Genomic DNA, 23,426 nt, shown 5'->3' with positions numbered 1-23,426 from the left:
GTTGCGTAGTTCTAGGTTGCGGATCGCCGGATGACGCCGCCGCGTCGACCGGCGTCTCGCATCCGGTTGATCCAGTCGGGTTCTCCGGCCTGAACGTCTTCGATGTCCCACCGCTCGTGCGACTCGTAGGCGGCGCGCGCCGCGAACCCTGCGTCCACCAATCGTGCCGTCGAGCCGTTGTCGAGCAGATCGGTACGTGCGCCCTGCAAAAGGTCGAGCGCCTCGTCCAGCGCGACCAGCAGGGCGTCGCGGTTGCCCTCGCACATCGCCCGCACCAGGCCAGGAGCGCTCCCGGCCACGCGAGTGCCGTCGCGAAATGATCCGGCAGCCAGCCCGAGAGCCAGTTCGCCTCCGGCAGCTCCGGTGATCGCAAGCGTTTCCGCGAGCAGGTGAGGCAGATGCGAGATTCGCGCGACTGCTCGATCGTGTTCCAGAGATTCGGCCGGCACGACGACCGAGCCGCAGTCGAGTGCAAGGTCGGCGACCTGCGACCACACATCTGCGTCGACGCCGCTGTCGGTGGCAACAACCCATACCGCGTCGACGAACAGATCGGCATCCCCGACCGCCCAACCCGAAGCTGACGTCCCCGCCATCGGATGACCGCCCACGAACTTGGCGCTCAAGCCCGCTCGTTCGACCGCGGCCTTCACTTCACCCTTGACGCTGACGACGTCCGTGATCGGATTGTCGGGCGCATGCGCGGCGATTGCCTCCAAGGTGGCGTCGACGGCAGGCATCGGCACGGCGATCACAATGATCGCGCCGCTTTCGTTTGCTCTCTGCAGCACTGAAACCAGATCGGTGTCGGCGTCGAAACCGTCGGCTCGGGCCGCGTCGGCGGACTCGCTGGAACGGTTGTAACCCCACGCCCGGCGGCCGGATCGGACGGCGGCGCGAAGTAGCGAACCGCCGATCAATCCGAGGCCGAGAACGCAGACTGGTGGGGCGGAATCGATCGCAGACACGAGTTCAGGTTGGCACATCGATGCTCGGACTTCACTCACTGGCACCAGGCGGGCTACCGTTGCGCCATGGGTGCACAGCGCGCGGGTAACAAGAGCGCCTCTTCGAACCAGTCGGAGGAGCTTGAAGGCTTCGGTGTCGCGGTGGTCCGTGAAGAGGGGCGTTGGACGGTCAAGGCACTGACGCCCGACGCGTTGACCTCGCTCTCGGCCGCCGAAACGCAGCTGCGTGAGCTGCGAAGTTCGGGTGCCGTCTTCGGTCTTCTCGACGTCGACGACGAGTTCTTCATCGTGTTGCGTCCGGCGCCGTCGGGCACGCAGTTGCTGATTTCCGACGCGACCGCCGCCATCGACTACGACATCGCAGCCGACGTCCTCGATGCCTTGCACATCGAGATCCCCGACATCGACCCGGACGACCTCGACGATGTCGAACCCTGGGAAGAGGGCGATCTGTCCGTGCTGGCCGATCTGGGCCTGCCGGAACCCGTGCTCGCCGTCATCGCGGCCGAGACCGATCTCTATCCGGACGAGCAGTTGGGGATGATCGCGCAGCGACTCGGGTTCGCATCCGAGTTCGGCGCAGCGCTCGACAAGCTCCCGCGCTAGATGACTCTCGCTGACGATCAGCGCATGATCCGTGCGGCCATCGTGGCCGCACGTTCCGCCTCCGACGCAGACGTCCCGGTCGGGGCAGTGGTGTTCGACGCAGACGGCGTCGAAGTTGCTCGGGCCTCCAATGCCAGGGAAGCGTCGTCCGATCCGACCGCGCACGCCGAAATCCTCGCGTTGCGTGCTGCCGCAAAAACCTACGGTGACGGCTGGCGCCTGGAAGGTGCGACGCTTGCCGTGACCCTCGAGCCATGCACGATGTGTGCGGGCGCTCTGGTCCTCGCCCGGGTTTCTCGGGTCGTTTTCGGGGCGTGGGAGCCGAAAACCGGAGCCGTCGGATCATTATGGGACGTAGTTCGAGATAAAAGATTGACCTATCGGCCGCAGGTGCGCGGCGGGGTCCTCGAGGACGAATGCGCTGGGCTTTTGGAAGATTTCTTCCGCGAGCAGCGGGCCTGAATTCGGTATTCCCCATCGAGAGTGATCGCACACTCGGGTAGCCGGATCCATCAATCGAGGGCATGGTGGAGGCAGATGCCGTCAGGGCATCGGCGGATCGTCGGAAGGCGATTCGTTCGCGTTCACAGAGGAGTACTCATGGGAATCGCAGACAAGGCTCAGAACAAGGCCGAAGACCTCGGGGGCAAGGCCAAGGAAGCTGCTGGCAGCGCTACCGGTGACCGGGACCTCGAAAACGAAGGCAAGGGCGACCAGGTGAAATCGGCCGTCAAGGATGCAGGCGAGAAGGTCAAGGACGCCGCGTCCAGCATCAAGGACAAGCTCACGTAATACCGCTCCACCTGGCGATTTCAGCCACGGGCACTCCATCCGGTAAAGTCACCAACGGTGGCGTGTCCGAGCGGCCTAAGGAGCACGCCTCGAAAGCGTGTGACGGGTAACCCCCGTCCGAGGGTTCAAATCCCTCCGCCACCGCCAAAGCTCCCCACCTGTTCACGCAGGTGGGGAGCTTTTTTGTGCTTGGTGGCGCCTATAGTCCCGTTGCTCGGACGACGTCAGGGAATCGGTAGGTTTCATCGAGGACTGATTTGTCGGGGACATAGCTGCGAATGATCAGTCGAAATTCGTCGTGCGGAGCGGGTAGCCAGTTGGCACGAGCATCCGGATCGGTCGGCTCGTCGTGAGACAGGTGCAAGGTGAGCTTCCCGTCACGAAAGACGAGATCGCCCGCGTCGAGATTGACGGTGCCGAGGTTGACGCGGTTACCCGGTGCGTCGGCGAGCATAAATGCGTCCTTGTCGTACATGGTCAGAGACCAGAAGCCGCCGCGACTGCGGTCGACGGGTGGGAGTGCGTCTTCTGTGAAGGTCATGGTGTACCGCTCGCGGCCGTGGAGTAACGCTCCGTCGTGGTCGGTACCCCGGATGAGGTAGACAGCCTCGTGAAAGTCGTTGACGTAAATGTAGATGACGGCCGCGAGCGCCCGTCCGAACCAGTCGGTGCCCCACAGGCCACTGTTGCGTTGCCGTTGCCATCCGTTGCCTGCGTCGACCCCGGTTTGGACGTAGCTCGCCGATTGATGGAGGGCGACGTCGGCGCGGAGCGCGGCGCGGTCGAGCAGCGCTCGGTACGACTTGTCCGAACGATACAGTGCGACAAGCGTCTTGGCTTGATCAGCCATCGGGGTGTCTGCTGCGCCCATGGTCGGGTTGAAATCGAGCATTGCTGCAAGATCGGTCCAGAAAGATTCCGGCTTCACCCATTGAGGTCGACTGGCGTCGGGATCGACCGCCAACATTTCGGCGGTGACGCCCTGAGGGTAGATCGAGTTCGCGGCGTGGGCCTCGTAGCCGAAGGACCGCGGGCCGGGTCGATCCTCGCTGAAGGGGTACATGCCGATCTGGTCGAGTACCGACCGCGCCTGCTGCTTGGACGCCTCGGAACGTGCTGCGAAACTGCGAGGGAAGACACCAGCCACGTTCGTCGGTGATCGAAGCACATCGAGGAAGTCTTCCGGCAACTCGCCATCCCAATCAGGTCCGACCAGAAGGAACTTTCCGCCGGGAGTGCCTGTCGCCGAACCAAGTTGGTGAGTCACATTGGTCAGCACGTCGACGATCTGGATAGTCCAGTAATGGCCGTCGGGTACCTCGGTCGTGGTCTGTATCACTGCGGTTTCGTCGGTGAGATCGGCGAATCCTGCGCCGTAGATCGTGTCGTTGTTGGGTGAGACGACCCACCGCTGCGCCGGGCTCATGTAGTCGGTGAGGGCACCTGTGTAATTCTTGGCGGCGCCTGGCAGAAGACCGAGTTGGAGTCCGGTCTTGCCATCCATGATCTCCCACATGTTTGTACGGCCGAAGGTGTCCACAGCTGGATAGCCCCAGTAATAGACGATCCGGGCGAGGGCTTCCACGTAACTCTCAGCGGCGAGCGTTGCTGGAACTCCGGCCGATCTCGCCAGTTGAGCGTGTGCCGGCGTGAAACCTTGTGCGATTGAGTCGGTCGGGGAGTCCATGAAGTCATGGTGCCGGTGACCGTCCGCTGCATCATCACCCTTGCGGGGTGAACCGGTGAGGAAATCGAAAACCGGTTCTGTGTGCGCAATTCGAACGTTCAGGAGCGGCGGGCGATCCACTCTGCAGCGGCGGCATCGATGTCCTGCTTCAGCTTCTCGAAGAACGAGGGTGGCGGGGTGGGGATCAAATCTGCTGCGGTAGTGAGGGATCGACTGAGGGCGATCCGACGCTCGCGTAACTCGTCGTCGGTCAGGAGCGTCAGGTCCGCCATCGCGAGCTCCCTCGATCGGTGTGATTCGTGTTTCGGGCAGACCGTGCGCATCGGGATCGATGCATGATTCGATGCGCACGGCCCAGGCATTCCAGGCTGGGGGCCGGAATGCACAGTCGACTTTACCAAATGATTACTAATGGCTGTAGACGCGGCTCACCCTTCGGTGTTCGTGGAGCACTTTCACAGGGTTCTCCCAGGTCGTAAGTCCTGACAACTGTTGAAGCTGCAACTATCGTCGAGCCCATGAAAAAGATCTGGTGGATCGGCGGAGCAGTAGTTGTGGTCGTACTCGCCCTGCTCGTGGGGCCGTGGGCGTACGGGAAGTTCATCGCTGAAGACGATGCACCGGCGGCCGTGGTGTCCACTGAGGGCGCGGAGGCGGCGTCCGGATCGATCGACGGGCAATGGACCGTCGTCGCCGGGCAGGGGGACAACCAGACGGCAGCTGGGTACACCGTGCACGAGATTCTCAACGGATCGAGTGTGACCGTCGTCGGAACCACTGGCGAGGTGAGCGGAAACGCGGTTGTCGAGGGTGAAAAGCTCACTTCCGGCGAAGTAACGGTGCAGGTGGCAAGCATCAAGACCGACTCGGATCGGCGCGACGGCCAGTTCACGGGCAATGTGATGGATACCAGCACGTATCAGACGGCGACGTTCACGATCGACTCGCCGGTGGACTTGTCTGCTGTACCGACGGACGGAACAACGGCGACGGTCACGGTGTCAGGAACGCTGACGCTCAAGGGTCAGTCCAAGCCGGTGTCGGTCGACATGACCGTGCTGCATTCGGGTGATTCGCTGATCGCATCGGGCTCGATTCCGGTCACCTGGACCGATTTCGGAGTCGAGCCTCCGTCCCTCGGTTTCGTCACCGTCGACGGCAGCGGCTCGGTGGACTTCCTGGTCTCACTCGCCGCGAGCTGAATTACGTCCACCCGATTCGCACTGCTTCGGGGCGGGCAGGGAAGATTAAGGACATGACCTTCCTTTCTTCTTGTCCGTTCCGAAGGCAGTGTGCGATCTCTGCCCGGACGGAATGAACAGGTGATGCCCCGGTGGAGACCGTTCCGAACGGGCGAAGACCCCGATCCACGGTTCACGCTCGCCAATGAGCGGACATATCTGGCTTGGATCCGCACTGCAACGGCCTTCGTCGCGTCGGGCGTCGGACTCGAAGCGTTCGGCGGCGACATTCTCAACCCGACGGTTCGTTCCGGCTTGGCCGCGTTGTTGCTCGTCGGCGGTGCTCTGATCGCCATCACTTCCTTTGTCCACTGGATCAGCGCCGAGCGTGCACTGCGAACTGAGCGCTCGTTGCCGGTGCCGCTCATGGCGCCGGTCGTCGGCATCGTGCTGGTGATCTGCGCGACCGTCCTGGTGGTCGAGGTCGTGAACTGATTGACCGCGCTGGAACCGTCGGAAGGTGTCAAGCCTCCGGACAAGGGCTTGCAGTCCGAGCGCACATCGCTCTCGTTCGTGCGTACGAGTCTGTCGATCCTCGGCTTGTCTGCCGCCTGTCTGAGATGGTTGCCGCAGTTCGGGTCGGTGGCCCTGATCGGCCCGTCCGTCGCTGCCGTGCTCGTCGTCGCGGTGACGGTCTACGAACGTCGGTCGCGGCCCAGGCGGTTGGCCCAGTTTTCGGCCGAAAAGGCAACGCCCGCTTTGGGTATGGGAGCAACTCTCGCGGTCGCTCTGCTCCTGCTCAGTGCGACGGGGCTGTGGATTCTGCTGAAGTGACCTCGGCTTTCGGCGCCCAGCCGGGCGGGCCGAACACGTAGCCGGCTCGCTGCCGCCACGATGTCGACGCCTTCCAATCGCGAGCAATGGCAGCATATTCGCGCGTTTGGAGCTTCCAGATGTTGTACGTTCCGACCGGCGTCGTGAGTCCGTAGGTGGGGCGGTGGGTTTCGGCTGCGAAGGTTCCGAACATCCGGTCCCAGATGATGAGGATTCCGGCGTAGTTGCGGTCGAGGTACTCGGCGTCGGAGCCGTGGTGGACGCGATGGTGTGACGGCGTGTTGAAGATGAATTCGATGGGCCGCCAGAGTTTTCCGACACGTTCGGTGTGGACGAAGAACTGGTAGACGAGGCTGACGGAGAAGCCGACGAACACCATCCACGGCGGGATCCCGAGGAACGGCAACGGCAACCACATGATGATCTCACCGCTGTTGTTCCACTTCTGCCGCAGTGCGGTGCTGAAATTGAAGTACTCGCTCGAATGGTGAGCCTGGTGTGTGGCCCAGATGACTCGAACTCGGTGTGCGATGCGGTGATACGCGTAATAGAGGACGTCGATTCCGAGCAGCAGGATCACCCAGGTGTACCAGGCAGTCGGCGAGAGGTGCCACGGAGCGAGATACACCCAGATTGCGGAATAGCCGATCAGCGCCAGCACTTTCCAGAAGGTGCTCGTTGCGATCGACACGAGTCCGAGTAGAACGCTGGTTCTGGCGTCGGCGCTTCGGTAGCCGCCCTGTGCCGGCCGTGCGCGTCCGTCGGCGTCGTCGGGATGATCTTCGAGCGCACGGGCCGCGAACCATTCGATTGCGAGGAAGATGACAAACGCGGGGATTGCGAGCGTAACGGGATCATGGAGCGGTTCGAGCAGTGACTTCCATGATTCGAGAAGGGTTTCCCACACGCGATTTGTCCTGTCCTCTAGCTCTGATCGTTACATTATGCATCAAAATGTAACGTCAGGGAACCCTTTGCGGCGAAGAACTCGCAGGTTTGTTGCGACTATTCATAGAACGATGGTAGGAATTGCCGGTGCATATCACCGCGAAGGTGGACTACGCCGTGCGGACTCTGGTCGAGCTCGCGGCAGTTGGTCCTGACCCGGCCAAGGCCGAGTTTCTCGCCAAATCCCAGGTAATACCCCACAAGTTCCTGGAAGCGGTGCTCTCGGACCTGCGGCGCGGCGGCTTGGTCAACAGCCGTCGAGGCCCGGACGGGGGATACTGGCTCGCTCGGTCCGCGGACGAGATCACGATTGCCGACGTCATACGAGCTGTCGAGGGACCGCTGGCTTCGATTCGGGGTCAGCGACCGGAAGACGTCGACTACGGGGGACCGGCAACGCCCCTCAAGGAGGTGTGGATTGCAGTGCGAGTCAACCTCCGTGCTGTGCTCGAAAATGTCACACTCACCGATGTTGCAGGTGGAGAGTTGCCCGAGTTCATTCACGAACTGACGGCAGATCCCGAGGCGTGGAATCGGCGCTGATACAGCCCGGTTTCAGTGTGCCCGTCGACGCGGAACTGCCATAGGAGCAGTGTTCGCGGTGTTGCCTCCCGCGGATTTTGCGTCGTACATCAGATGATCGGCCGCAACGATTGCTCGGGAGAACTCGTTGTAGTCGAACTCTTCCTGATGTGGGATGAAAGGTAGCGTCGCTGCGCCGACGCTGACCGTGGCCAGGGGGTCGTCGGAGGCGTTCACCACGGCTTTGGGGAGCGTCGCGATTCGTTTGCGAAGTCCGTACGGAGTACCGATCATCACAACGGTGAACTCCTCGCCGCCGGTGCGCGCGGCGTAACCGAAACCGTTCACATGCGCCTGCAGGCGCGTTCCGGTCCGGATGATGACGGCGTCACCGACTTCGTGGCCGAACGTGTCGTTCACCGCCTTGAACTTGTCGATGTCGACGACGGCAACAGCAATGTCGGCACGATTTGCCGACGCGACCGACCAGATGCGCTCCGACATGTCCCACAGTCCTCGTCGGTTCAACAGGCCGGTAAGCGCATCCACTTTGGATCCCGTTGCGCGCGCGAGTAATTGCCGCCAAGTGAACTGAATCGTGGCCGGAATGAAGATCACGGCACACAGGACGACGTCCGTGCGTGCGATCACGCTGGTTGTCGAGTAGTCGCCGTTCGTCAGGCCGAGCACCGTCAGGGCGATGACAAATGTCGTGGCAAAGGCGAGATGGAAGGCCAACCAGCGGTAATCGAGAAAATAGGTGAAGTAGGCGCCGGTGGCGACAAAGAGTGCCGCGCCGAAGAGGGCGGCGTTATGGCTGGTGAAGGTGATGAGAACCGAGGCAGTTCCGAGATCCGCCCACAGTCCGTAGAGCTTGAGCATGCGTGAACCTCTGATTCGGCCGACAAACCAGAGAATCGTAGGGATCAGGTTGACGGCCGCAATGCCGACGAGCCAACTGCGCGCAAACGGTCCGTCCGGGCCCTCTCCGCTGAGGAGAAACAGGAACGCCACGATCGAGAAATTGAGTGAGCAGAACCCGATGGTGAGACGGACGAGACGTAGTACGGAGCCTCGTCCGGACTTCGATCCCCACAGCATCACCGTGGACGAAACCGGCCAGGTGTGCAGGAGCGGGTCCATCAGATTCCTTCGCCGAGCAAATTACGGTTAATTCACCGCAAAGTATGTCAGGCCATGTTGATTCACGCGTCAACTTGGCAGGGGGCGTCAGGCGGTGGAGTTGCTCGCAACTCTCTCTGTCGCGCTGTTCAGGCATTTGCCGTGCGTGAGTGTGAGGTACGCCTCGAGTTTCCGTGCCGTGTGTTCGATCGCACAATATTGCAGACCTCTGCAAAGTTGCAGAGCTCTGCAAGTTCGGTACCGTGTTGGGGTGATCATCGAACAAGGCCTTCGTGACCGCAAGAAGGCAGCAACCCGTGCCGCACTCAGCGGCGCGGCAGCACGGCTCGCTCGTGCGCTGGGGATCGAATGCGTCACCGCTGACGCAATCGCCTCCGAGGCCGGAGTGTCGACGAGGACGTTCCACAACTACTTCTCCAGCAAGGAGGAGGCAGTGCTCGCCAGTTTCGAGGAATCGGTGACTTTGTGGATCGAGGCGCTTGCGTCACGGCCCGCGGACGAACCAATTCTCGACGTCCTCGAAGAACTTGTGGTCGAAATCGTGAACGACTCAGGTCCGAGTGGGAGTGAGAAGGCAAGTATCTGGCTGCTGTCGGATTCGAGTCCCGCGCTCTACCGGGATGCCGCAGACATGCATCAGCGGATCAACCGTGCAGTAGTTCAGGCATTGGCGGAACGCACCGGTACCGACGCCGAGAAGGACCTGTACCCGACGCTCCTCCTGGGAGCGGTGGGCGGAGCCGCTAAATCGGTGATCGACGTCTGGACTGGCGGAAAGTCGGAGGCTTCCAGTCCGGAAGAGTTGGTTCACGACGCTTTTCGGCAGATTCGTGCCGGGTTGCCCGCGCCGCCGCCTGTCCCTGAGATGTCGCGTCCCTGAGATGCCTCGTCTCTGAGCCCCACACGTAATACCTGTCCACGTACACGCACCGAAACAGCAAGGAGCCCGTCGTGGCCACCTATCTTTATCGGATCGGCAAGTTCGCCTACCGGCGAAAAGGCGCGGTCCTCAGCGTTTGGCTGATAATCCTGGTCCTGATGGGCGTCGGGGCAGCGACTCTGTCCGGCCCCACCAAGGATTCGTTCTCCATTCCGGGAACCCCGGCGCAGCAGGCGCAAGACCTGATGGCGGAGCGTTTTCCCGACGCGCCCAATCCTATGGATTCGCTGAGCGCGCGATACGTAGTGCAAGCTCCGGCAGGCACGACGCTGGCCGATCCGGCGAACGTCAAGGCCATGGACGACATGCTCGCGAGTATTCGTGGCATCGACAAGGTCGCCGACTCTGCCAAGGTGGACCCGGCGACTGCCACTTCGGAACAGGCCGCGAAGGCGTTGGTCAATCCGGTTACCGGCAACGACTCCATGGTTGCGATGTTCAAGGAAAAGGCTGCTGCGGCTGGAACTTCCGAGACACAGGCCGTGGACGACGCGCGTGCGTTGTCGCCGCTCAGTGCCGACGGCACAGTCGGGTACGTCGAGGTTCCGTTCAGCGGCGACTTCGCCGATCTCGATCAGGCATTGCGTGATTCGATCAACTCCGCAGCCGATGTCGGTCGGGCCGAGGGACTCAACGTCCAGGTCAGTGGTTCTGCTGCTCAGGAAGCGGAGATGCCCGGTGGTGTCACCGAGCTGATCGGTATCGCCGTTGCCGCTGTCGTTCTGGCCATCACGTTCGGTTCGCTTGTGGCCGCGGGGCTTCCGCTCCTCACCGCGATCATCGGTATCGCTATCGGCAGCCTCGGAATCACGGTTGCCACCGGATTCATGGATCTCAGTTCGATGACTCCGACGTTGGCGATCATGATCGGTCTGGCCGTGGCGATCGACTACTCGCTGTTCATCATGTCCAGGTTCAGGCATGAGCTCACCCTTACCGACAACCGTGCCGAAGCAGCAGGTCGCGCCGTCGGAACCGCCGGTTCCGCAGTGGTATTCGCTGGTTTGACGGTCATCATCGCGCTGGTTGCATTGCGCGTCGTCGGCATCCCGTTCCTCTCCGATATGGGTGCGGCAGCGGCCTTTACCGTGCTGATCGCGGTTCTGATCGCCTTGACCTTGCTGCCTGCGATCCTGGGTATGTTCGGACGCAAGGCTTTTGCCGGCAAGATTCCCTTCCTCAGCAAGCGCGCTGAGGAGTCCGAAGACGAAGATTCGGGCAAGCCGAAGTTGGCTCTGCGCTTCATCAGTGCCGTCGTCCGTCGTCCGCTCGTGCCGCTGATCGGTGGAGTAGTGCTTCTGGGCGCATTGGCTCTGCCCGCAACGGGATTGAGCCTGGCACTGCCGTCGGAGGCCACCGGTGACCCGGCGACCAGTGCGCGTCAGGCATACGACCTGATCGACGAGGGCTTCGGTGACGGTCGCAACGGACCGCTTATCGCCGTTGTCGACGCGAAGGGGGCCAGCGTTCCCGCCGGGGAGGCCTTTGCGGAGGTCGTCTCGACCATCTCGGGCTTCGATGACGTCCAGAACGCACAGGTCGTCGGGGTCAACGAGGCCGGCGACACCGCGCAGGTACTGATCACTCCGAAGAGTGGTCCGACCGACCCCGCCACGATGGATCTGGTGTCCAGCCTTCGTGGAGCCGAAGGCGGACTCAACGATTCGATCGGCGTCAGCTACGGCATCACCGGTCAGACCGCACTCGAAGGCGACGTCTCGGACACGCTGAAGGATGCATTGGTGCCCTACCTGGCCGTCGTCGTCGGCCTTGCATTCATCTTGTTGCTCTTGGTGTTCCGTTCGATCCTGGTTCCGCTGACGGCGACGCTCGGCTTCCTGCTCAGCGTGCTCGCGACATTCGGTGCGACGGTGGCGATCTTCCAGCACGGTTGGTTGGGCATCATCTCGAACCCGCAACCACTCGTGAGTTTCATGCCGATCTTCCTGATCGGTGTGGTGTTCGGACTCGCGATGGACTACCAGGTGTTCCTCGTGACGCGTATGCGTGAGGAGTACGTCCACGGCGCGAGCGCGAAGGAGGCCGTGACCATCGGCTTCAACCATGGCGCCCGGGTCGTCAGTGCGGCCGCGGTCATCATGATCTCCGTGTTCGGTGCCTTCATCGCGGAACCGAACTCGTTCATCAAGTCGATCGGCTTCGCGCTTGCCGCGGCGGTGTTCTTCGACGCCTTCATCGTGCGCATGGTGATCATCCCGTCCGTCATGGCACTGCTCGGCGACAAGGCGTGGTGGCTGCCGAAGTGGCTGGACAAGATTCTGCCGAACGTCGACATCGAGGGTGAGAAGCTCAGCAAGGCCCTCCGTGAAGAAAAGGAAGCGGAGCTTCAGTCCGCATCTGCTTGATCTCTGCTGTGCGCCTTTATTAACCCCCCGCGGTTAATAAAGGCGCACAGCAGTTTTTGTGTATCGAAATATCCAGCGGCACATGTCGGCCAGGATTGGTAACCTTCGCTCACTATGCTGATCAGGCTGCTGCGCACTTATCTGATGCCGTACCGGGGTGAACTCACGGGCGTTGTCGTCCTGCAGTTTATTTCGACTATGGCGGCCCTTTACCTTCCGAGTCTCAACGCCGACATCATCGACAACGGCGTGACGAAAGGCGACACCGGCTACATCCTCTCCACCGGCGGGATGATGCTGATGGTCACGCTCACGCAGATCCTGTGCTCGGTGGGGGCCGTCTTCTTCGGTGCGCGAGTTGCCATGGGCGTCGGACGCGATCTCCGGGCTTCGGTGCTGCATCAGGTCGGGACGTTTTCGGCCCGAGAGGTCGGGCACTTCGGTGCGCCTTCGCTGATCACCCGCAACACCAACGACGTCCAGCAAGTGCAGATGATGGTCGTGATGAGTTGCACCATCCTCGTCATGGCGCCGATCATGTGCGTCGGCGGCATCATCATGGCTCTGCGCCAGGACCTGAATCTGTCCTGGATCCTGGGGATCAGCGTCCCGCTTCTCGTAGTCTCGATGGGTTTCCTGATTGCCCGGATGGTCCCCGGATTCAGGGTCATGCAGGGCCGCCTCGACGCCGTCAACCGTGTTCTTCGCGAACAGATCACGGGCATCCGTGTCGTCCGAGCGTTTGTACGGGAACCGTACGAGGTAGAGCGTTTCGGCGATGCCAACCGTGAGCTGACGGAGACTGCACTCGGCGTCGGCCGCCTCATGGCACTGATGTTCCCGCTCGTGATGCTGATCAGCAATGTCACCAGCGTCGCGGTCATCTGGTTCGGTGGCCATCAGATCAACGAGGGCTCGATGCAGATCGGCTCGCTCACCGCGATGCTCAGCTACATCATGCAGATCCTGATGGCCGTCATGATGGCCACTTTCATGGCGGTGATGCTGCCGCGTGCGTCGGTGTGCGCCGAACGTATCTCCGAGGTGCTCGACACGGATTCGTCGGTGATTCCGCCCGAGAATCCGGTCCGAGAACTGAAGGACCCGGGAGTCGTCGAACTTCGTGGCGCTCAGTTCCAGTTCCCCGGAGCCGAGGAACCTGTATTGCGCGACATCACGTTCCGTGCCGAACCCGGCAAGACGACGGCGATCATCGGCGGCACCGGATCGGGAAAGACCACTCTGCTTAACCTGATTCCACGATTGATCGACTCCACCTCCGGATCGGTATCGGTGGGAGGAGTCGACGTCCGCGACATCGACACGGAACTGCTCTGCTCGGTGATCGGTCTGGTTCCGCAGAAGCCGTATCTGTTCTCGGGCACTGTCGCCACCAATCTCCGCTACGGAAACCCCGAAGCTACCGACGAATGGCTGTGGGAGTGCCTCGAGATCGCCCAAGCCGCCGACTTCGTCCGCGCCATGCCCGAAGGCCTGGACACACCGGTGGCACAAGGCGGTACGACGGTATCGGGTGGCCAGCGTCAGAGACTCGCCATCGCGAGAGCGTTGGTGCGTAAGCCACAGATCTATCTGTTCGACGATTCCTTCTCGGCACTCGACCTCACTACTGATGCGAGGCTGCGTGCGGCGCTCCGGCCGGTCACGCAAGACGCCTGCATCGTCGTTGTCGCGCAGCGCATTTCCACCATCGTGGAAGCCGATCAGATCATCGTGCTCGACGACGGCGCCATCGTGGGGATCGGCACGCACGACGAACTCGTGGTCAGTTGTCCCACCTACGGCGAAATCGTCGCCTCTCAGCTAGCCGTACAGGACGCATCATGAGCAATCGACCGACTTCCTCGCCTCCCATCGGCCCGCCCGGCGGCGGCGATCCCACAAAGAAGGCCATGAACTTCGGCCCTTCGCTCAAACGTCTCCTCGGTCGCTTGAGCCCCGACAAGCCGATCGTCGTCCTGATCTTCGCTTTGGTGACCGCAAGCGTCGTACTCTCCTCGATCGCTCCGAAGATCCTGGGAAACGCCACCAACCTGATCTTCGACGGAATCGTCAGCAAGCAACTCCAGCCGGGGACGACAAAGGAACAGGCTGTTGAAGGATTGCGCGCTTCGGGGCAGGGTCAGCTCGCCGACATGGTGTCCGGCATGGCAGTTGTGCCTGGAACCGGAATCGATTTCGACGCAGTCGGCAAGGTCTTGATGATCGTGCTGCTGCTGTTCGTCTGCGCGTCGCTGTTCAGTTGGCTGCAGGCGTATCTGCTCAACATCGTGGTCCAGCGAACCGTTCGTCGTCTGCGTGAGGACGTCGAGCAGAAGATTCACCGACTTCCCTTGCGGTACTTCGATACCCATGCCCGCGGTGATGTTCTCTCACGCGTGACCAATGACATCGACAACGTCGCGCAGAGCTTGCAGCAGACGCTCAGCCAGTTGGTCATGTCGGTGATGACCGTCCTGGGCATTCTGGTGATGATGCTGTGGATCTCACCGCTGCTCGCCTTGATCGCGGTGGCAACTGTTCCGCTGTCGATCATGGTGACGGCGTTTATCGCGAAGCGTTCACAGAAGCACTTCGTGGCGCAGTGGAAGAGCACCGGCGGAATCAACGCGCAGGTCGAGGAAGCATTCAGCGGCCACGAGTTGGTCAAGGTGTTCGGTCGCCAGCAGGAGGTCGAGGAGCGCTTCCGCAAGCAGAACGAGGATCTGTACGAGTCCAGCTTCAAGGCGCAGTTCATTTCCGGTCTGGTCATGCCGGCCGTGATGTTCCTGGGCAACCTCAACTACGTCGCCATCGCAGTGGTGGGTGGCATGCGCGTCGCATCCGGAACGATGACGCTCGGCGATGTGCAAGCGTTCATCCAGTACTCGCGGCAGTTCACCCAGCCGCTCACGCAGATAGCGTCGATGACCAATCTGCTGCAGTCCGGCGTCGCTTCGGCCGAGCGGGTCTTCGCGCTGCTCGACCAAGACGAGCAGTCGGAGGACCCGAAGAGCGCGAAGTCGCCCACGGTCGACAAGGGTCGCGTCAAGTTCGAGAACGTCACCTTCAGTTACAAGCCGGAACAGCCGCTGATCGAGGACCTGTCCCTGACTGCCGAGCCGGGCCAGATGGTTGCGATCGTCGGACCCACCGGCGCAGGCAAGACCACCCTCGTCAACCTCATCCTGCGGTTCTACGAACTCAATTCGGGCCGAATCACTTTGGACGGCATCGACATCGCCGACATGACGCGAGACGATCTGCGCTCACGGATCGGCATGGTTCTGCAGGACGCATGGCTGTTCGGTGGAACCATCCGCGAGAACATCGCCTACGGCAAGCCTGGTGCCACCGACGAGGAGATTCGTCGTGCGGCCGAGATGAGCTACGTCGACAAGTTCGTGCACTCTCTGCCTGAGGGTTACGACACGGTCATCGACGAGGAAGGCAGCAACGTCAGTGCGGGCGAGAAGCAGCTCATCACTATCGCCCGCGCCTTCATCTCGCAGCCGTCCATCCTGATCCTCGACGAGGCGACCAGTTCGGTGGACACGCGCACCGAACTGCTGGTCCAGAGCGCCACCGCGGTTCTGCGCAACGACCGAACCAGCTTTGTCATCGCGCACCGTCTTTCGACAATTCGTGATGCGAACCTGATCGTGGTGATGGATGAAGGCCGGATCGTGGAGCAGGGGAGCCATGAGGCTCTGCTCGAATCCCGCGGCGCGTACTTCCGTCTGTACAACAGCCAATTCGTGGGCGCGGAGATCTGATGCCTCAGTAGACTGGAGCAGACTTGGTCCGCTGGGTGGACCACATTCTGTGTACTGGAGGCGCTCGGCGATGCATTCGTTGCTGGGGAAAGCGCGCCTGATACTCGATTCCTTCGATGCGGATTCGGGTGCGCTGTCGCTGACCGAACTTGCGAATCGGAGTGGTGTTGCGAAGGCGACGGTGCATCGAATAGCCGGTGAACTGGTGTCTCTTGGTCTACTGGAACGGGTCGGAACCAAGTACAGGTTGGGGTTACGGCTCTTCGAACTGGGGCAGTTGGTTCCTCGTCAACGTATTCTGCGCGAGGTGTCCTTGACGTATGTGCAGGATCTTCACGCGGCGACCCGGGAGACGGTTCACCTCGCGATTCGCGACGGCCTCGATGTTCTGTACATCGACAAGATCTCCGGTCATCACGGGGTGGACCTGCCGTCGCGGGTGGCTGGCCGGCTGCCGATGTATGCCACGGCAACCGGCAAAGCGATACTCGCGTACTCACCGGATTCCGTTTTTCGAGCGGTAACAGGCAACGGATTTGTCGAGTTCACCGATCGGACGGTGAACTCGGAAGACGGGTTACGTAGGCAACTCGACGCTGTTCGTTCGCAGCAGTTGGCGGTCGAGACCGAGGAGGTTCGCCTGGGAACATCGAGTATCGCTGCCCCGATCTTCGGTGGACTTGGTGAAGCAGTTGCCGCGATCGGTGTGTCGAGTCCGCGGTATCGAATGGACACCGAGCGTTTTGCCGAACCGTTGCGCGCGGCGGCCGAAGGGATCAGCCGGAAGGTATCGGTTCTCGAACGCTCGGCATAACCGTTTTATCGACGCACGCAGAGCAGCGCGATGACGCCGAGAACCGAAGCCCCGGTCATGGAGATGGCCACGGCAAGACTGGTGTTGCCGAGAAGGCCGACGATGGGCGCAACCACAGCGGCAGCGCCGAACTGCGCAAATCCGATCAGCGCGGCTGCTGAGCCTGCGGCTTCTCCGTGACGGGACAGTGCAACCGCCGGTGCGTTGGGCATGACAAAACCCGTTGCGCAGAGCATCAGCAGGATGGGGACGGCAAACCCGACGAATCCCCACGAGTTGGTGGCGGCAACAACAACAAATGCAGCGCCGACGGCACTACTGCCCCACATTGCCCAGATCGTGATGGAATTCGGCGACCACCGGCCGAGAAGCACGACGTTGAGCTGGGACGAACCGATCAGAACGACGGCGCCGCCGGCAAAGGCAAATCCGTATGCGGTGGGGCTCAGTCCGAACTGTTCCTGCATCACGTAGGACGACGCGGCGATGTACGACCACAAAACGCCGCGGCCGAGACCGCACACGAGCACCAACACCATGAAGTGGGCATCCTTGCCGAGCGCAATGTAGTTTCGCGCGATGGCGCCGATGCCCTTGCCCGACCGATTCTCGGGTGGAAGTGTTTCCGGCAGCGATACTGCCGCGAGTGCGATCATCGCGATGCCCAGGATGAAGAGAGCGAGAAAGACTCCGCGCCACTGTGTTACGGACATCAGTGCCCCGCCGATGGAGGGGGCCAGGATGGGCGCTACGCCCATGACCAACATCAGCCGCGAAAGTACAACTGCCGCATCGTGTCCGGTGAATAGATCACGAACGATTGCCATCGCGATCACGCCTGTCGCGGCGGCGCCGAAACCTTGAAGGGTTCGCAGCGCAGTGAGGACTTCGATGGACGGAGCAAAGAAGCAGGCCAACGACGCGCCGACGTGAATTACTGTGCCCACGAGCAGGGGACGTCGACGTCCGTAGATGTCGGACAGTGGGCCGATGAGCAACTGGCCGAAAGCCAGACCCAGCAGTGTGCCCGTCAGGGTCAGCTGAACCATCGTGTCCGACGTGCCGAATTCCTGCGTGATCTGTGGCAGCGCAGGAAGATACATGTCGACGGTGAACGGCCCGAGGGCGGTGAGAATTCCGAGAAGCAGTACCAATCGGATCCGTGCACCGCCCGTCGGGGTGATCACCGTTCGTTCAGTTGTGCTGTTGGTCAAGGAAACCCGAAACTACACTGTAGTAGTCGTATGGTCGTTCTTCCTGAAGATGATGCGACGCCTTGTCCATGATGTAGAGATGGCCATGGGGAATCATCCGCGCAAGCATGAGCGGGTAGTCCGGGGTGAGGAATGCGTCGTGCATGCCCCAGGCGAAGAGCGTCGGCGCCTGGATCTGGCCGAGTTCAGCTGTGAGATCCTGCCAATCGCCACGAGGTGAGTCCGCCGAGGCAGCCAGGGCCATTTCTTCGGGGTCGAGACTTTGCTCGTATCGCATCTGGAGGGTTTCGGCGGGCAACTTCGATCCGTCGAACCATTCGAGACTGGTGATCAAGGTGCGGAGTTTTTCGAGGGTGGGGCCGGTGCCGCCGTAGTAGACGTCGCGGGCGTTGCGGCCACGACGGCCATCCTCGGGGAGCGGCGCGAGTGGACCGTAGAAGACGGGCATGCTGCCCGTGATCACCAGGGAGCGAACGCGTTCCGGGTACTTTGCCGCAAGATTGAGCGCTATGGTGCCGCCCCACGAGTTGCAGACGAAGTCTGCGCGTTCGATTCCGAGTTCGTCGAGCAGGGCAACCACCTTGGCGGCGTGGAAGTCCCACATTGGGCCGGCGATGGTGCACTTGTCGGACCGACCGTATTGCAGCAGATCAACGAGAATCGCTCGTCGATCCGAGGCGAAGAGCGGTGCCACTGGCCCGAAGTCGGACCACGCAGTGCAGCCGGGGCCGCCTCCGTGCAGGAAAATCGTGGGGTCGCCCTCGCCGAGGTCGTAGTAATGGAATGTGACGCCATCTGCTTTGGCGTACAAGCTCTTCGGTTGATCAGCCATGGCTATACCTGACCTTGAGGTGAGCGGTATGGGAAGTATCGCGGTCCGGCAGGCGAACCCGGTTCGTGGCTGTGAGACTTCCGAATGCCTAGCGTGCTGGCATGAGAACAGAACTCGAGCACGCGCGTGATCGCGCGGAGGCGATGATCGGTACGCGGGAAACGCGAGAGTTGGGAACGGTGCGTCCGGCGGAGTCGGTTGCGTTTGCGGTTGCCACCGCCGAGACGGACCCCCGGTTTCTCGACCCGGAGCACCCGGCATTTGCCGTCCATCCGATGTATCTGCCTTCGCTTTTGCGAGGACCGCAAGGTGGCTCCGATCGAGAGTATCGAGCAGACGGCATGTTCCGTGACGAAGTGCCGGGCACAGACGGTATCGACGTGCGCTTGATGGCCGGCGGGCAGAGTGTGACTTTCTTGCGACCGGCCCCGCTGGGTGAGGCTGTCGTCGTAGGGCGAGTACTCGATACCGTGACGACCAAGGGCCGGGCTCCGGACGAGTTTCTGCTGCTCTCGGTCACCAAGACTTACCGGGGTGCGCAGTCCGGCGCATTCGCCGAGGTCGTCGAGAAGTTCATCGTCCGATGACCGAAACAGTAGTCGTGGGCACGCCGATCGAATCGGTGACCTTGGTCTGCGATCCGGTTCGGATCCTTCGATTCGGGGCGTCGACGCACAATTCGCACCGTATTCACTACGACGCCTCATATGCGCAGACGGAGGGGTTGTCCGCACCGGTGGTCATGGCCCAGTTGCAGGGCACGCTGTTCTTTCGTGCCGCGTCACACTTTGCCGGTGGATACGAAGGAGTTGTGTCCGTCTCCTGGCAGAATCGTGCGCCCGCGCCCGTCGGAACCACACTCGAGGTGTCGGGTGAAGTGTCCCAAATCGACAGTGACCAACTAACTTTGGCATTGCGGGAGCATTCGGACAATGGCGTGCTGTGTGCCGTCGGAACCGCTGTGGTGGTCCGGGTCTGCTGAGCGAACCGAATCCATTGGCGTAGACCGCAATCTCACCCAAGATCTGTTTCATTCAAACGTTCAGTGTCGAGAGGACTTCACATGACTGGTGTCGAGGCGTCGGAAGCCACGTTCGCGCTGCCCGAGCGGCCACGAGCGGCCGGTCGGCAGGATTGGACGGCATGGCCGGGTTACAACGCAGCCGGCAGCGGATACCGCGGTTACTGGTACCCGGTCACGTGGTCGAACCACATCACCAAAGACCCCAAGAGCTTCACCATCTGTGGTGAAAAGCTGGCGATCATCCGCGACGCAGGCAAGGCATATGCCCTGCACGATCGGTGCCCGCACCGCGGCGTTCCGTTGTCCGAGGGCGATCAGCAGTTCCCGGGAACTGTCAGCTGCCCGTACCACGGCTGGACGTACCGGCTCACTGACGGCAAGCTGGCCGCGGTCATCACCGACGGTCCGGATTCCAAGATCTGCGGCAAGCTGAACGTCCAGACCTATGCGATCGAGGAGCGACTCGGTCTGGTGTGGGTGTACATCCCGATCGCCAACGAGCCGGCGCCGTCCATCGACGACCAGTTGCCGCGTGAGCTGGTGGAGAACAAGGGTATCGTCGGTGGTCGGATTCAGCCCCGAGAAGGCAACTGGCGCTTCGCATGTGAGAACGGTTTCGACGAGGGACATGCGAAGTACCTGCACCGCACCGCATTGTGGCGTCTGTTCAAGCCGATGCCGACGTGGAACATCACGAGCATCGTTCCGGAGGGACGCTGGATCTACCGCGTGCAGGAAGAGGTGTACTGGGAGGCGGAATTCCCGGGCGTGGGAACCTGGACGAACAAGCGGTGGTGGAAGAAGAAGCCGGACGAGACCCAGATTTCGCAGATCGGAAACGTCGGCGCCGGTCTGGACGTCAATCCTGTGATCGCAGCTCAGAACTTCCCCGGTTTTGCTTCACTGTCCATGCCGGGTGTCCTGCGCATCGCGTACCCCAAGTTCATTCACTACGAGTTCTACGTCCCGGTGGACGAAGACAACCACAAGTACGTCGGCCTCATGGTCAACTTCGTCTCCGGCGCAGCAAAATTGGGCTTCTACGCCAAGTACCTCGGCGCGATCCGCTGGCTGTTCCACGGTCAGTTCTCGGGTCAGGATGCGTGGATGGTCGAGGTCACCGACGCACCGCCGGAGAAGCTGTACCGACCGGACGTGTCGCTGACGACGTGGCGAAATCTGGCAGAGGAAGAGTACGCCGAGAAGATCGCCGACGCGGCCAAGCACACCCCCAAGGCGCCGGTCAGGCCCACCCGAGAGCGCCGGACGCCAACGCCCCGCTCGGCCCCTGTCGCCGACGCTCAGATTCCCACCGGCACCAGCGAATAGGAGAGATACATGTTCAAGATTCTGACGGCTGTCGCAATCGGTGCCGCTGTTGCAGTGGCAGTTCCCAAGCTGTGGCAGCTGGCCGGCGAGCGCAGCAATACTCAGGTACATCAGGTCAATCCATGACCACTGCGAGGGCCGATGCTCTCGCAGGCCTAGGCGACGAGCGCCGGGAATGGGTCGAGCGAGCCTACGCCCATGTAGATCGTGCGCGATTGCGGGATCTCGCCACTTCGGTGGTCAACATTCCCAGTCCGACGGGTGACGAAGCACCGCTGGCCCGCCACATCACGGCGGTCCTGGCAGCGTCGGGCATCGAGGCCCACACAATGGATCTCGATGATCGGCAAGCGAACTCGTGGGGAAGGCTCCGCGGTGACGGGTCCGGACCGGACCTGTTGCTGTATGCGCCGATCGACACCGTCACGACCGGCGATCCGGCGGAAGACCTGCCGTGGGTGGGAAATGAGCTGCGAGCGGATCTGACGCCGCACGCCCAGTTCGACGAGAACTACGTGATCGGATTGGGTGCGTCGAACCCCAAAGGCCACGCCGTCTGCATTGTCGCGGCGGCCGAAGCAATTGCCGCAGCCGGTATTCCGCTCCGCGGTGACCTGGTGCTCGGATTCGGCGCCGGTGGTATGCCGACCAATGCCCGCCCCGGTGTCGGAAACCCCCGACGCAACACCGGCCAGGGCGTCGGCTGCTCGTTCCTCCTGGAACAGGGAGTGTGGGCGGACTGCGCGTTGATCGCCAAGCCCGGCTGGACGGTCTCCTGGGAAGAAGTGGGACTGGCCTGGTTCGAGATCACGGTGCACGGTCTGCACACCTACGTCGGCTCGCGCCACCGGTTGCCGTACCGCAACGCGATTACCGCAGCCGGCGAGGTGGTCGCCAAGTTGGAGGAATGGTTCCCGAAGTACTCGGCGGCGCATCAGGACGGTTTGGTTGCGCCTCAGGGGATCGTTGCCAACATCCGCGGCGGGTGGGAGCGAACAGCGTCGTTCACCCCCGAGCAGGTGCGCCTTACCGTTGATCTACGGCTCAGCCCGCGGACGACGCCCACCGCGGCCAAGCGCGAACTCAAAGCCGTCGTTGCGGAGATCGCACAATCGCTGGATCTGCAGATCGACGTCGAACAGGTTCTTGCCATCCCCGGTGAGGGTTCCGACCCTCGAATGTGGTTGCGCCGCGCCGCAGTCCACGCGTGGGAAGCTGCCGAAGGAGAGCCGCATCAGGACTTCTTCGACGCGAGTGGAGCCACCGACGCAAACATCCTGCGCAGCCGCGGCATCCCGACGATTCGGGTGGGTATGCCCAAGGTGGTCGACGCACCGTTCGAGGTGGACTTCGCGATGGGGATGAACACTGTGGACCTGGCTGCGGCGGAGAGATTTACGAAGTATCTGATCCGAGTGGCCCTCGACACCGTCACCCGCTCGCTCGAGGAAGTAGGAATCGACTGATGGCGAAGATAGTTCTGGGTATCGGTGCCTCCCACAGCACCTTGATGAACACCCATTGGGAAGAGACGACGCACAAGGCGGAGGCCGAACGCTTCCGGGACGCGCTGTATCTGAGCCGGGAGAAGATCGCGGCGTCGAAACCCGATGTTGTCTTGATTTTCGGCTCCAACCACTTTCGCGGTTTCTGGCTGGATCTGATTCCGGCGTTCACTCTCGGCGTCGGAGAGTGCATTTCCAGTGGCGAGTCAGGAACACCCAAGGGGCCGCAACGGGTCGACGTGGAGTTCGCCAGGCACCTTGCAAACGAGCTGATCGAAGGTGGCCGGTTCGATCTTGCCTACTCGGCGCGATTGCAGATCGATCATGGTCAGTCTCACGCGATTCAGTACCTTCTCGACGGAATCGATGTTCCGATAGTTCCGTTGGTGGTCAACGTATTCGCGCCGCCCCTCCCGACGTTCAAGCGATGTGAGGAAGTGGCGAAGGCCCTGCGGGATGCCGTTGCGTCGTATCCGGCGGATACCCGGGTCGTGGTGATCGCGTCCGGTGGATTGTCTCATCGTCTGCCCTGGCCGGACTGGCGGGATCCGCACGGTGAGGACGAGGATTTCATGGTTCAAGCCTGGCTGGACGGCCGGGAGAACTGGTCCGACTACGACGTCCGGCGACGCCAGATCATCCGCGCAGCCGATGCCGCGATCACTCCGGAGTTCGATGACCGAATTCTTGATCTGTTTGCCAGCGGCAAGGCAAGTGAGCTTGCCGAGTTCACGACGCAGCAGATCGAAGACGAGGCGGGCAACGGTGCGCAGGAGTTGCGGACCTGGCTCATGATGGCCGCGATGCTCGACTACGTTCCGGGTGAACGCCTTGCCTACGAAGCGATTCCCGAGTGGCTCACCGGTATGGGTGTCACGATTCTCGATCCAGCTGGAACAGACAGCGCAACAACATAATCTGCACCTTCAGTAAAGGAAGTTTCTC

Annotated in this window: 24 protein-coding genes and 1 tRNA gene; 18 read left to right on the top strand and 7 right to left on the bottom strand. The window is 61.9% G+C overall.

The window, feature by feature from the left end:
- Positions 1–11: 11 nt before the first annotated feature.
- Positions 12–986: a prephenate dehydrogenase gene (locus QRN54_RS15005; RefSeq protein ID WP_285182388.1), complete on the bottom strand. Its 975-nt coding sequence runs from the start codon at positions 984–986 to the stop codon at positions 12–14.
- A gap of 48 nt (positions 987–1,034) precedes the next feature.
- Between QRN54_RS15005 and QRN54_RS15000 the strand changes: the two genes are divergently transcribed.
- The 4 genes from QRN54_RS15000 to QRN54_RS14985 all read left to right on the top strand — a co-directional run bounded on the left by QRN54_RS15000 (position 1,035) and on the right by QRN54_RS14985 (position 2,513).
- Positions 1,035–1,574, top strand: a complete 540-nt coding sequence (locus QRN54_RS15000) for a tRNA adenosine deaminase-associated protein (RefSeq protein WP_003943823.1) — start codon at positions 1,035–1,037, stop codon at positions 1,572–1,574.
- Positions 1,575–2,036, top strand: coding sequence for a nucleoside deaminase (locus tag QRN54_RS14995; protein ID WP_003943976.1), 462 nt, complete (start codon positions 1,575–1,577; stop codon positions 2,034–2,036).
- A 138-nt stretch (positions 2,037–2,174) separates the two neighbouring features.
- Complete coding sequence (locus tag QRN54_RS14990; protein ID WP_003943869.1) at positions 2,175–2,366, top strand: CsbD family protein; 192 nt, start codon at positions 2,175–2,177, stop codon at positions 2,364–2,366.
- Between the two features lie 56 nt (positions 2,367–2,422).
- Positions 2,423–2,513, top strand: a tRNA-Ser gene (locus QRN54_RS14985).
- A gap of 52 nt (positions 2,514–2,565) precedes the next feature.
- Here the strand turns inward: QRN54_RS14985 and QRN54_RS14980 are convergent.
- Complete coding sequence (locus QRN54_RS14980; protein WP_285182343.1) at positions 2,566–4,053, bottom strand: DUF1254 domain-containing protein; 1,488 nt, start codon at positions 4,051–4,053, stop codon at positions 2,566–2,568.
- 98 nt (positions 4,054–4,151) lie between these two features.
- Complete coding sequence (locus QRN54_RS14975; RefSeq protein ID WP_003943953.1) at positions 4,152–4,325, bottom strand: hypothetical protein; 174 nt, start codon at positions 4,323–4,325, stop codon at positions 4,152–4,154.
- 246 nt (positions 4,326–4,571) lie between these two features.
- On the opposite strand from QRN54_RS14975, the gene QRN54_RS14970 reads away from it, so the two are divergent.
- The 3 genes from QRN54_RS14970 (at position 4,572) to QRN54_RS14960 (ending at position 6,068) form a co-directional block, all read left to right on the top strand.
- On the top strand, positions 4,572–5,255 hold the full coding sequence (locus QRN54_RS14970) for a YceI family protein (protein ID WP_064073560.1): 684 nt from the start codon (positions 4,572–4,574) through the stop codon (positions 5,253–5,255).
- Positions 5,256–5,378: 123 nt separating this feature from the next.
- On the top strand, positions 5,379–5,729 hold the full coding sequence (locus QRN54_RS14965) for a YidH family protein (RefSeq protein WP_003943804.1): 351 nt from the start codon (positions 5,379–5,381) through the stop codon (positions 5,727–5,729).
- Positions 5,730–6,068 (top strand): DUF202 domain-containing protein, encoded by a 339-nt coding sequence (locus tag QRN54_RS14960; protein WP_050655588.1) that lies wholly within the window; start codon positions 5,730–5,732, stop codon positions 6,066–6,068. It begins immediately after the preceding gene.
- Here QRN54_RS14960 and QRN54_RS14955 read toward each other — a convergent pair.
- Positions 6,034–6,975, bottom strand: coding sequence for a sterol desaturase family protein (locus tag QRN54_RS14955; protein WP_047271543.1), 942 nt, complete (start codon positions 6,973–6,975; stop codon positions 6,034–6,036). The two genes, QRN54_RS14960 and QRN54_RS14955, sit on opposite strands and share 35 nt — an antisense overlap.
- Positions 6,976–7,103: 128 nt before the next feature.
- Here QRN54_RS14955 and QRN54_RS14950 point away from each other — a divergent pair, with 128 nt between their 5' ends.
- Entirely contained in the window at positions 7,104–7,559 is a 456-nt protein-coding gene (locus QRN54_RS14950; RefSeq protein ID WP_003943908.1) for an RrF2 family transcriptional regulator, read from the top strand.
- A gap of 12 nt (positions 7,560–7,571) precedes the next feature.
- Here QRN54_RS14950 and QRN54_RS14945 read toward each other — a convergent pair whose 3' ends face one another.
- Positions 7,572–8,681, bottom strand: coding sequence for a GGDEF domain-containing protein (locus QRN54_RS14945; protein WP_020968182.1), 1,110 nt, complete (start codon positions 8,679–8,681; stop codon positions 7,572–7,574).
- Positions 8,682–8,931: 250 nt separating this feature from the next.
- Here QRN54_RS14945 and QRN54_RS14940 point away from each other — a divergent pair, with 250 nt between their 5' ends.
- From QRN54_RS14940 to QRN54_RS14920, 5 genes are all read left to right on the top strand, one after another.
- The gene (locus tag QRN54_RS14940) at positions 8,932–9,561 is read left to right on the top strand and encodes a TetR/AcrR family transcriptional regulator (RefSeq protein WP_050655587.1); all 630 of its coding nucleotides are present in this window, start codon (positions 8,932–8,934) and stop codon (positions 9,559–9,561) included.
- Between the two features lie 71 nt (positions 9,562–9,632).
- Positions 9,633–11,987 carry an MMPL family transporter gene (locus QRN54_RS14935; RefSeq protein ID WP_050655586.1) on the top strand — a complete coding sequence of 785 codons (2,355 nt, stop codon included), beginning with the start codon at positions 9,633–9,635 and terminating at the stop codon, positions 11,985–11,987.
- Positions 11,988–12,101: 114 nt separating this feature from the next.
- Positions 12,102–13,835 carry an ABC transporter ATP-binding protein gene (locus tag QRN54_RS14930; protein WP_054188631.1) on the top strand — a complete coding sequence of 578 codons (1,734 nt, stop codon included), beginning with the start codon at positions 12,102–12,104 and terminating at the stop codon, positions 13,833–13,835.
- A complete protein-coding gene (locus tag QRN54_RS14925) occupies positions 13,832–15,763 on the top strand; it encodes an ABC transporter ATP-binding protein (RefSeq protein ID WP_083471246.1) in 1,932 nt (643 codons plus the stop codon). Before QRN54_RS14930 ends, QRN54_RS14925 begins: the two co-directional genes overlap by 4 nt.
- Before the next feature lie 70 nt (positions 15,764–15,833).
- On the top strand, positions 15,834–16,577 hold the full coding sequence (locus QRN54_RS14920; RefSeq protein WP_007731643.1) for an IclR family transcriptional regulator: 744 nt from the start codon (positions 15,834–15,836) through the stop codon (positions 16,575–16,577).
- 5 nt (positions 16,578–16,582) lie between these two features.
- Here QRN54_RS14920 and QRN54_RS14915 read toward each other — a convergent pair whose 3' ends face one another.
- Together QRN54_RS14915 and QRN54_RS14910 are read right to left on the bottom strand one after the other, a co-directional pair.
- Complete coding sequence (locus QRN54_RS14915; RefSeq protein ID WP_054188630.1) at positions 16,583–17,764, bottom strand: multidrug effflux MFS transporter; 1,182 nt, start codon at positions 17,762–17,764, stop codon at positions 16,583–16,585.
- Between the two features lie 7 nt (positions 17,765–17,771).
- Positions 17,772–18,623, bottom strand: a complete 852-nt coding sequence (locus tag QRN54_RS14910) for an alpha/beta fold hydrolase (protein WP_007731641.1) — start codon at positions 18,621–18,623, stop codon at positions 17,772–17,774.
- 101 nt (positions 18,624–18,724) lie between these two features.
- Here QRN54_RS14910 and QRN54_RS14905 point away from each other — a divergent pair, with 101 nt between their 5' ends.
- The 5 genes from QRN54_RS14905 to QRN54_RS14885 all read left to right on the top strand — a co-directional run bounded on the left by QRN54_RS14905 (position 18,725) and on the right by QRN54_RS14885 (position 23,398).
- Complete coding sequence (locus QRN54_RS14905) at positions 18,725–19,210, top strand: FAS1-like dehydratase domain-containing protein (RefSeq protein ID WP_007731639.1); 486 nt, start codon at positions 18,725–18,727, stop codon at positions 19,208–19,210.
- Positions 19,207–19,605 carry a hotdog family protein gene (locus tag QRN54_RS14900; RefSeq protein ID WP_021332874.1) on the top strand — a complete coding sequence of 133 codons (399 nt, stop codon included), beginning with the start codon at positions 19,207–19,209 and terminating at the stop codon, positions 19,603–19,605. The genes QRN54_RS14905 and QRN54_RS14900 overlap by 4 nt, the downstream gene beginning before the upstream one ends.
- Before the next feature lie 81 nt (positions 19,606–19,686).
- Complete coding sequence (locus QRN54_RS14895; RefSeq protein ID WP_007731634.1) at positions 19,687–20,976, top strand: aromatic ring-hydroxylating oxygenase subunit alpha; 1,290 nt, start codon at positions 19,687–19,689, stop codon at positions 20,974–20,976.
- Between the two features lie 122 nt (positions 20,977–21,098).
- Positions 21,099–22,442 carry a M20 family metallopeptidase gene (locus QRN54_RS14890; protein ID WP_007731632.1) on the top strand — a complete coding sequence of 448 codons (1,344 nt, stop codon included), beginning with the start codon at positions 21,099–21,101 and terminating at the stop codon, positions 22,440–22,442.
- Positions 22,442–23,398, top strand: a complete 957-nt coding sequence (locus QRN54_RS14885; RefSeq protein ID WP_054188629.1) for a DODA-type extradiol aromatic ring-opening family dioxygenase — start codon at positions 22,442–22,444, stop codon at positions 23,396–23,398. Before QRN54_RS14890 ends, QRN54_RS14885 begins: the two co-directional genes overlap by 1 nt.
- Positions 23,399–23,426 lie beyond the last annotated feature (28 nt).

The organism is Rhodococcus sp. MEB032 (assembly GCF_030208925.1).
Classification (GTDB): Bacteria; Actinomycetota; Actinomycetes; order Mycobacteriales; family Mycobacteriaceae; genus Rhodococcus_F; species Rhodococcus_F qingshengii.
This window is presented reverse-complemented; position numbering and strand designations above follow the sequence as displayed.

Coding starts and splice junctions, on each gene's coding strand:
- QRN54_RS15005 (WP_285182388.1), bottom strand. CDS start 986: ATGTGCCAACCTGAACTCGTGTCTGCGATCGATTCCGCCCCACCAGTC.
- QRN54_RS15000 (WP_003943823.1), top strand. CDS start 1,035: ATGGGTGCACAGCGCGCGGGTAACAAGAGCGCCTCTTCGAACCAGTCG.
- QRN54_RS14995 (WP_003943976.1), top strand. CDS start 1,575: ATGACTCTCGCTGACGATCAGCGCATGATCCGTGCGGCCATCGTGGCC.
- QRN54_RS14990 (WP_003943869.1), top strand. CDS start 2,175: ATGGGAATCGCAGACAAGGCTCAGAACAAGGCCGAAGACCTCGGGGGC.
- QRN54_RS14980 (WP_285182343.1), bottom strand. CDS start 4,053: ATGGACTCCCCGACCGACTCAATCGCACAAGGTTTCACGCCGGCACAC.
- QRN54_RS14975 (WP_003943953.1), bottom strand. CDS start 4,325: ATGGCGGACCTGACGCTCCTGACCGACGACGAGTTACGCGAGCGTCGG.
- QRN54_RS14970 (WP_064073560.1), top strand. CDS start 4,572: ATGAAAAAGATCTGGTGGATCGGCGGAGCAGTAGTTGTGGTCGTACTC.
- QRN54_RS14965 (WP_003943804.1), top strand. CDS start 5,379: ATGCCCCGGTGGAGACCGTTCCGAACGGGCGAAGACCCCGATCCACGG.
- QRN54_RS14945 (WP_020968182.1), bottom strand. CDS start 8,681: ATGGACCCGCTCCTGCACACCTGGCCGGTTTCGTCCACGGTGATGCTG.
- QRN54_RS14930 (WP_054188631.1), top strand. CDS start 12,102: ATGCTGATCAGGCTGCTGCGCACTTATCTGATGCCGTACCGGGGTGAA.
- QRN54_RS14925 (WP_083471246.1), top strand. CDS start 13,832: ATGAGCAATCGACCGACTTCCTCGCCTCCCATCGGCCCGCCCGGCGGC.
- QRN54_RS14920 (WP_007731643.1), top strand. CDS start 15,834: ATGCATTCGTTGCTGGGGAAAGCGCGCCTGATACTCGATTCCTTCGAT.
- QRN54_RS14910 (WP_007731641.1), bottom strand. CDS start 18,623: ATGGCTGATCAACCGAAGAGCTTGTACGCCAAAGCAGATGGCGTCACA.
- QRN54_RS14905 (WP_007731639.1), top strand. CDS start 18,725: ATGAGAACAGAACTCGAGCACGCGCGTGATCGCGCGGAGGCGATGATC.
- QRN54_RS14900 (WP_021332874.1), top strand. CDS start 19,207: ATGACCGAAACAGTAGTCGTGGGCACGCCGATCGAATCGGTGACCTTG.
- QRN54_RS14895 (WP_007731634.1), top strand. CDS start 19,687: ATGACTGGTGTCGAGGCGTCGGAAGCCACGTTCGCGCTGCCCGAGCGG.
- QRN54_RS14890 (WP_007731632.1), top strand. CDS start 21,099: ATGACCACTGCGAGGGCCGATGCTCTCGCAGGCCTAGGCGACGAGCGC.
- QRN54_RS14885 (WP_054188629.1), top strand. CDS start 22,442: ATGGCGAAGATAGTTCTGGGTATCGGTGCCTCCCACAGCACCTTGATG.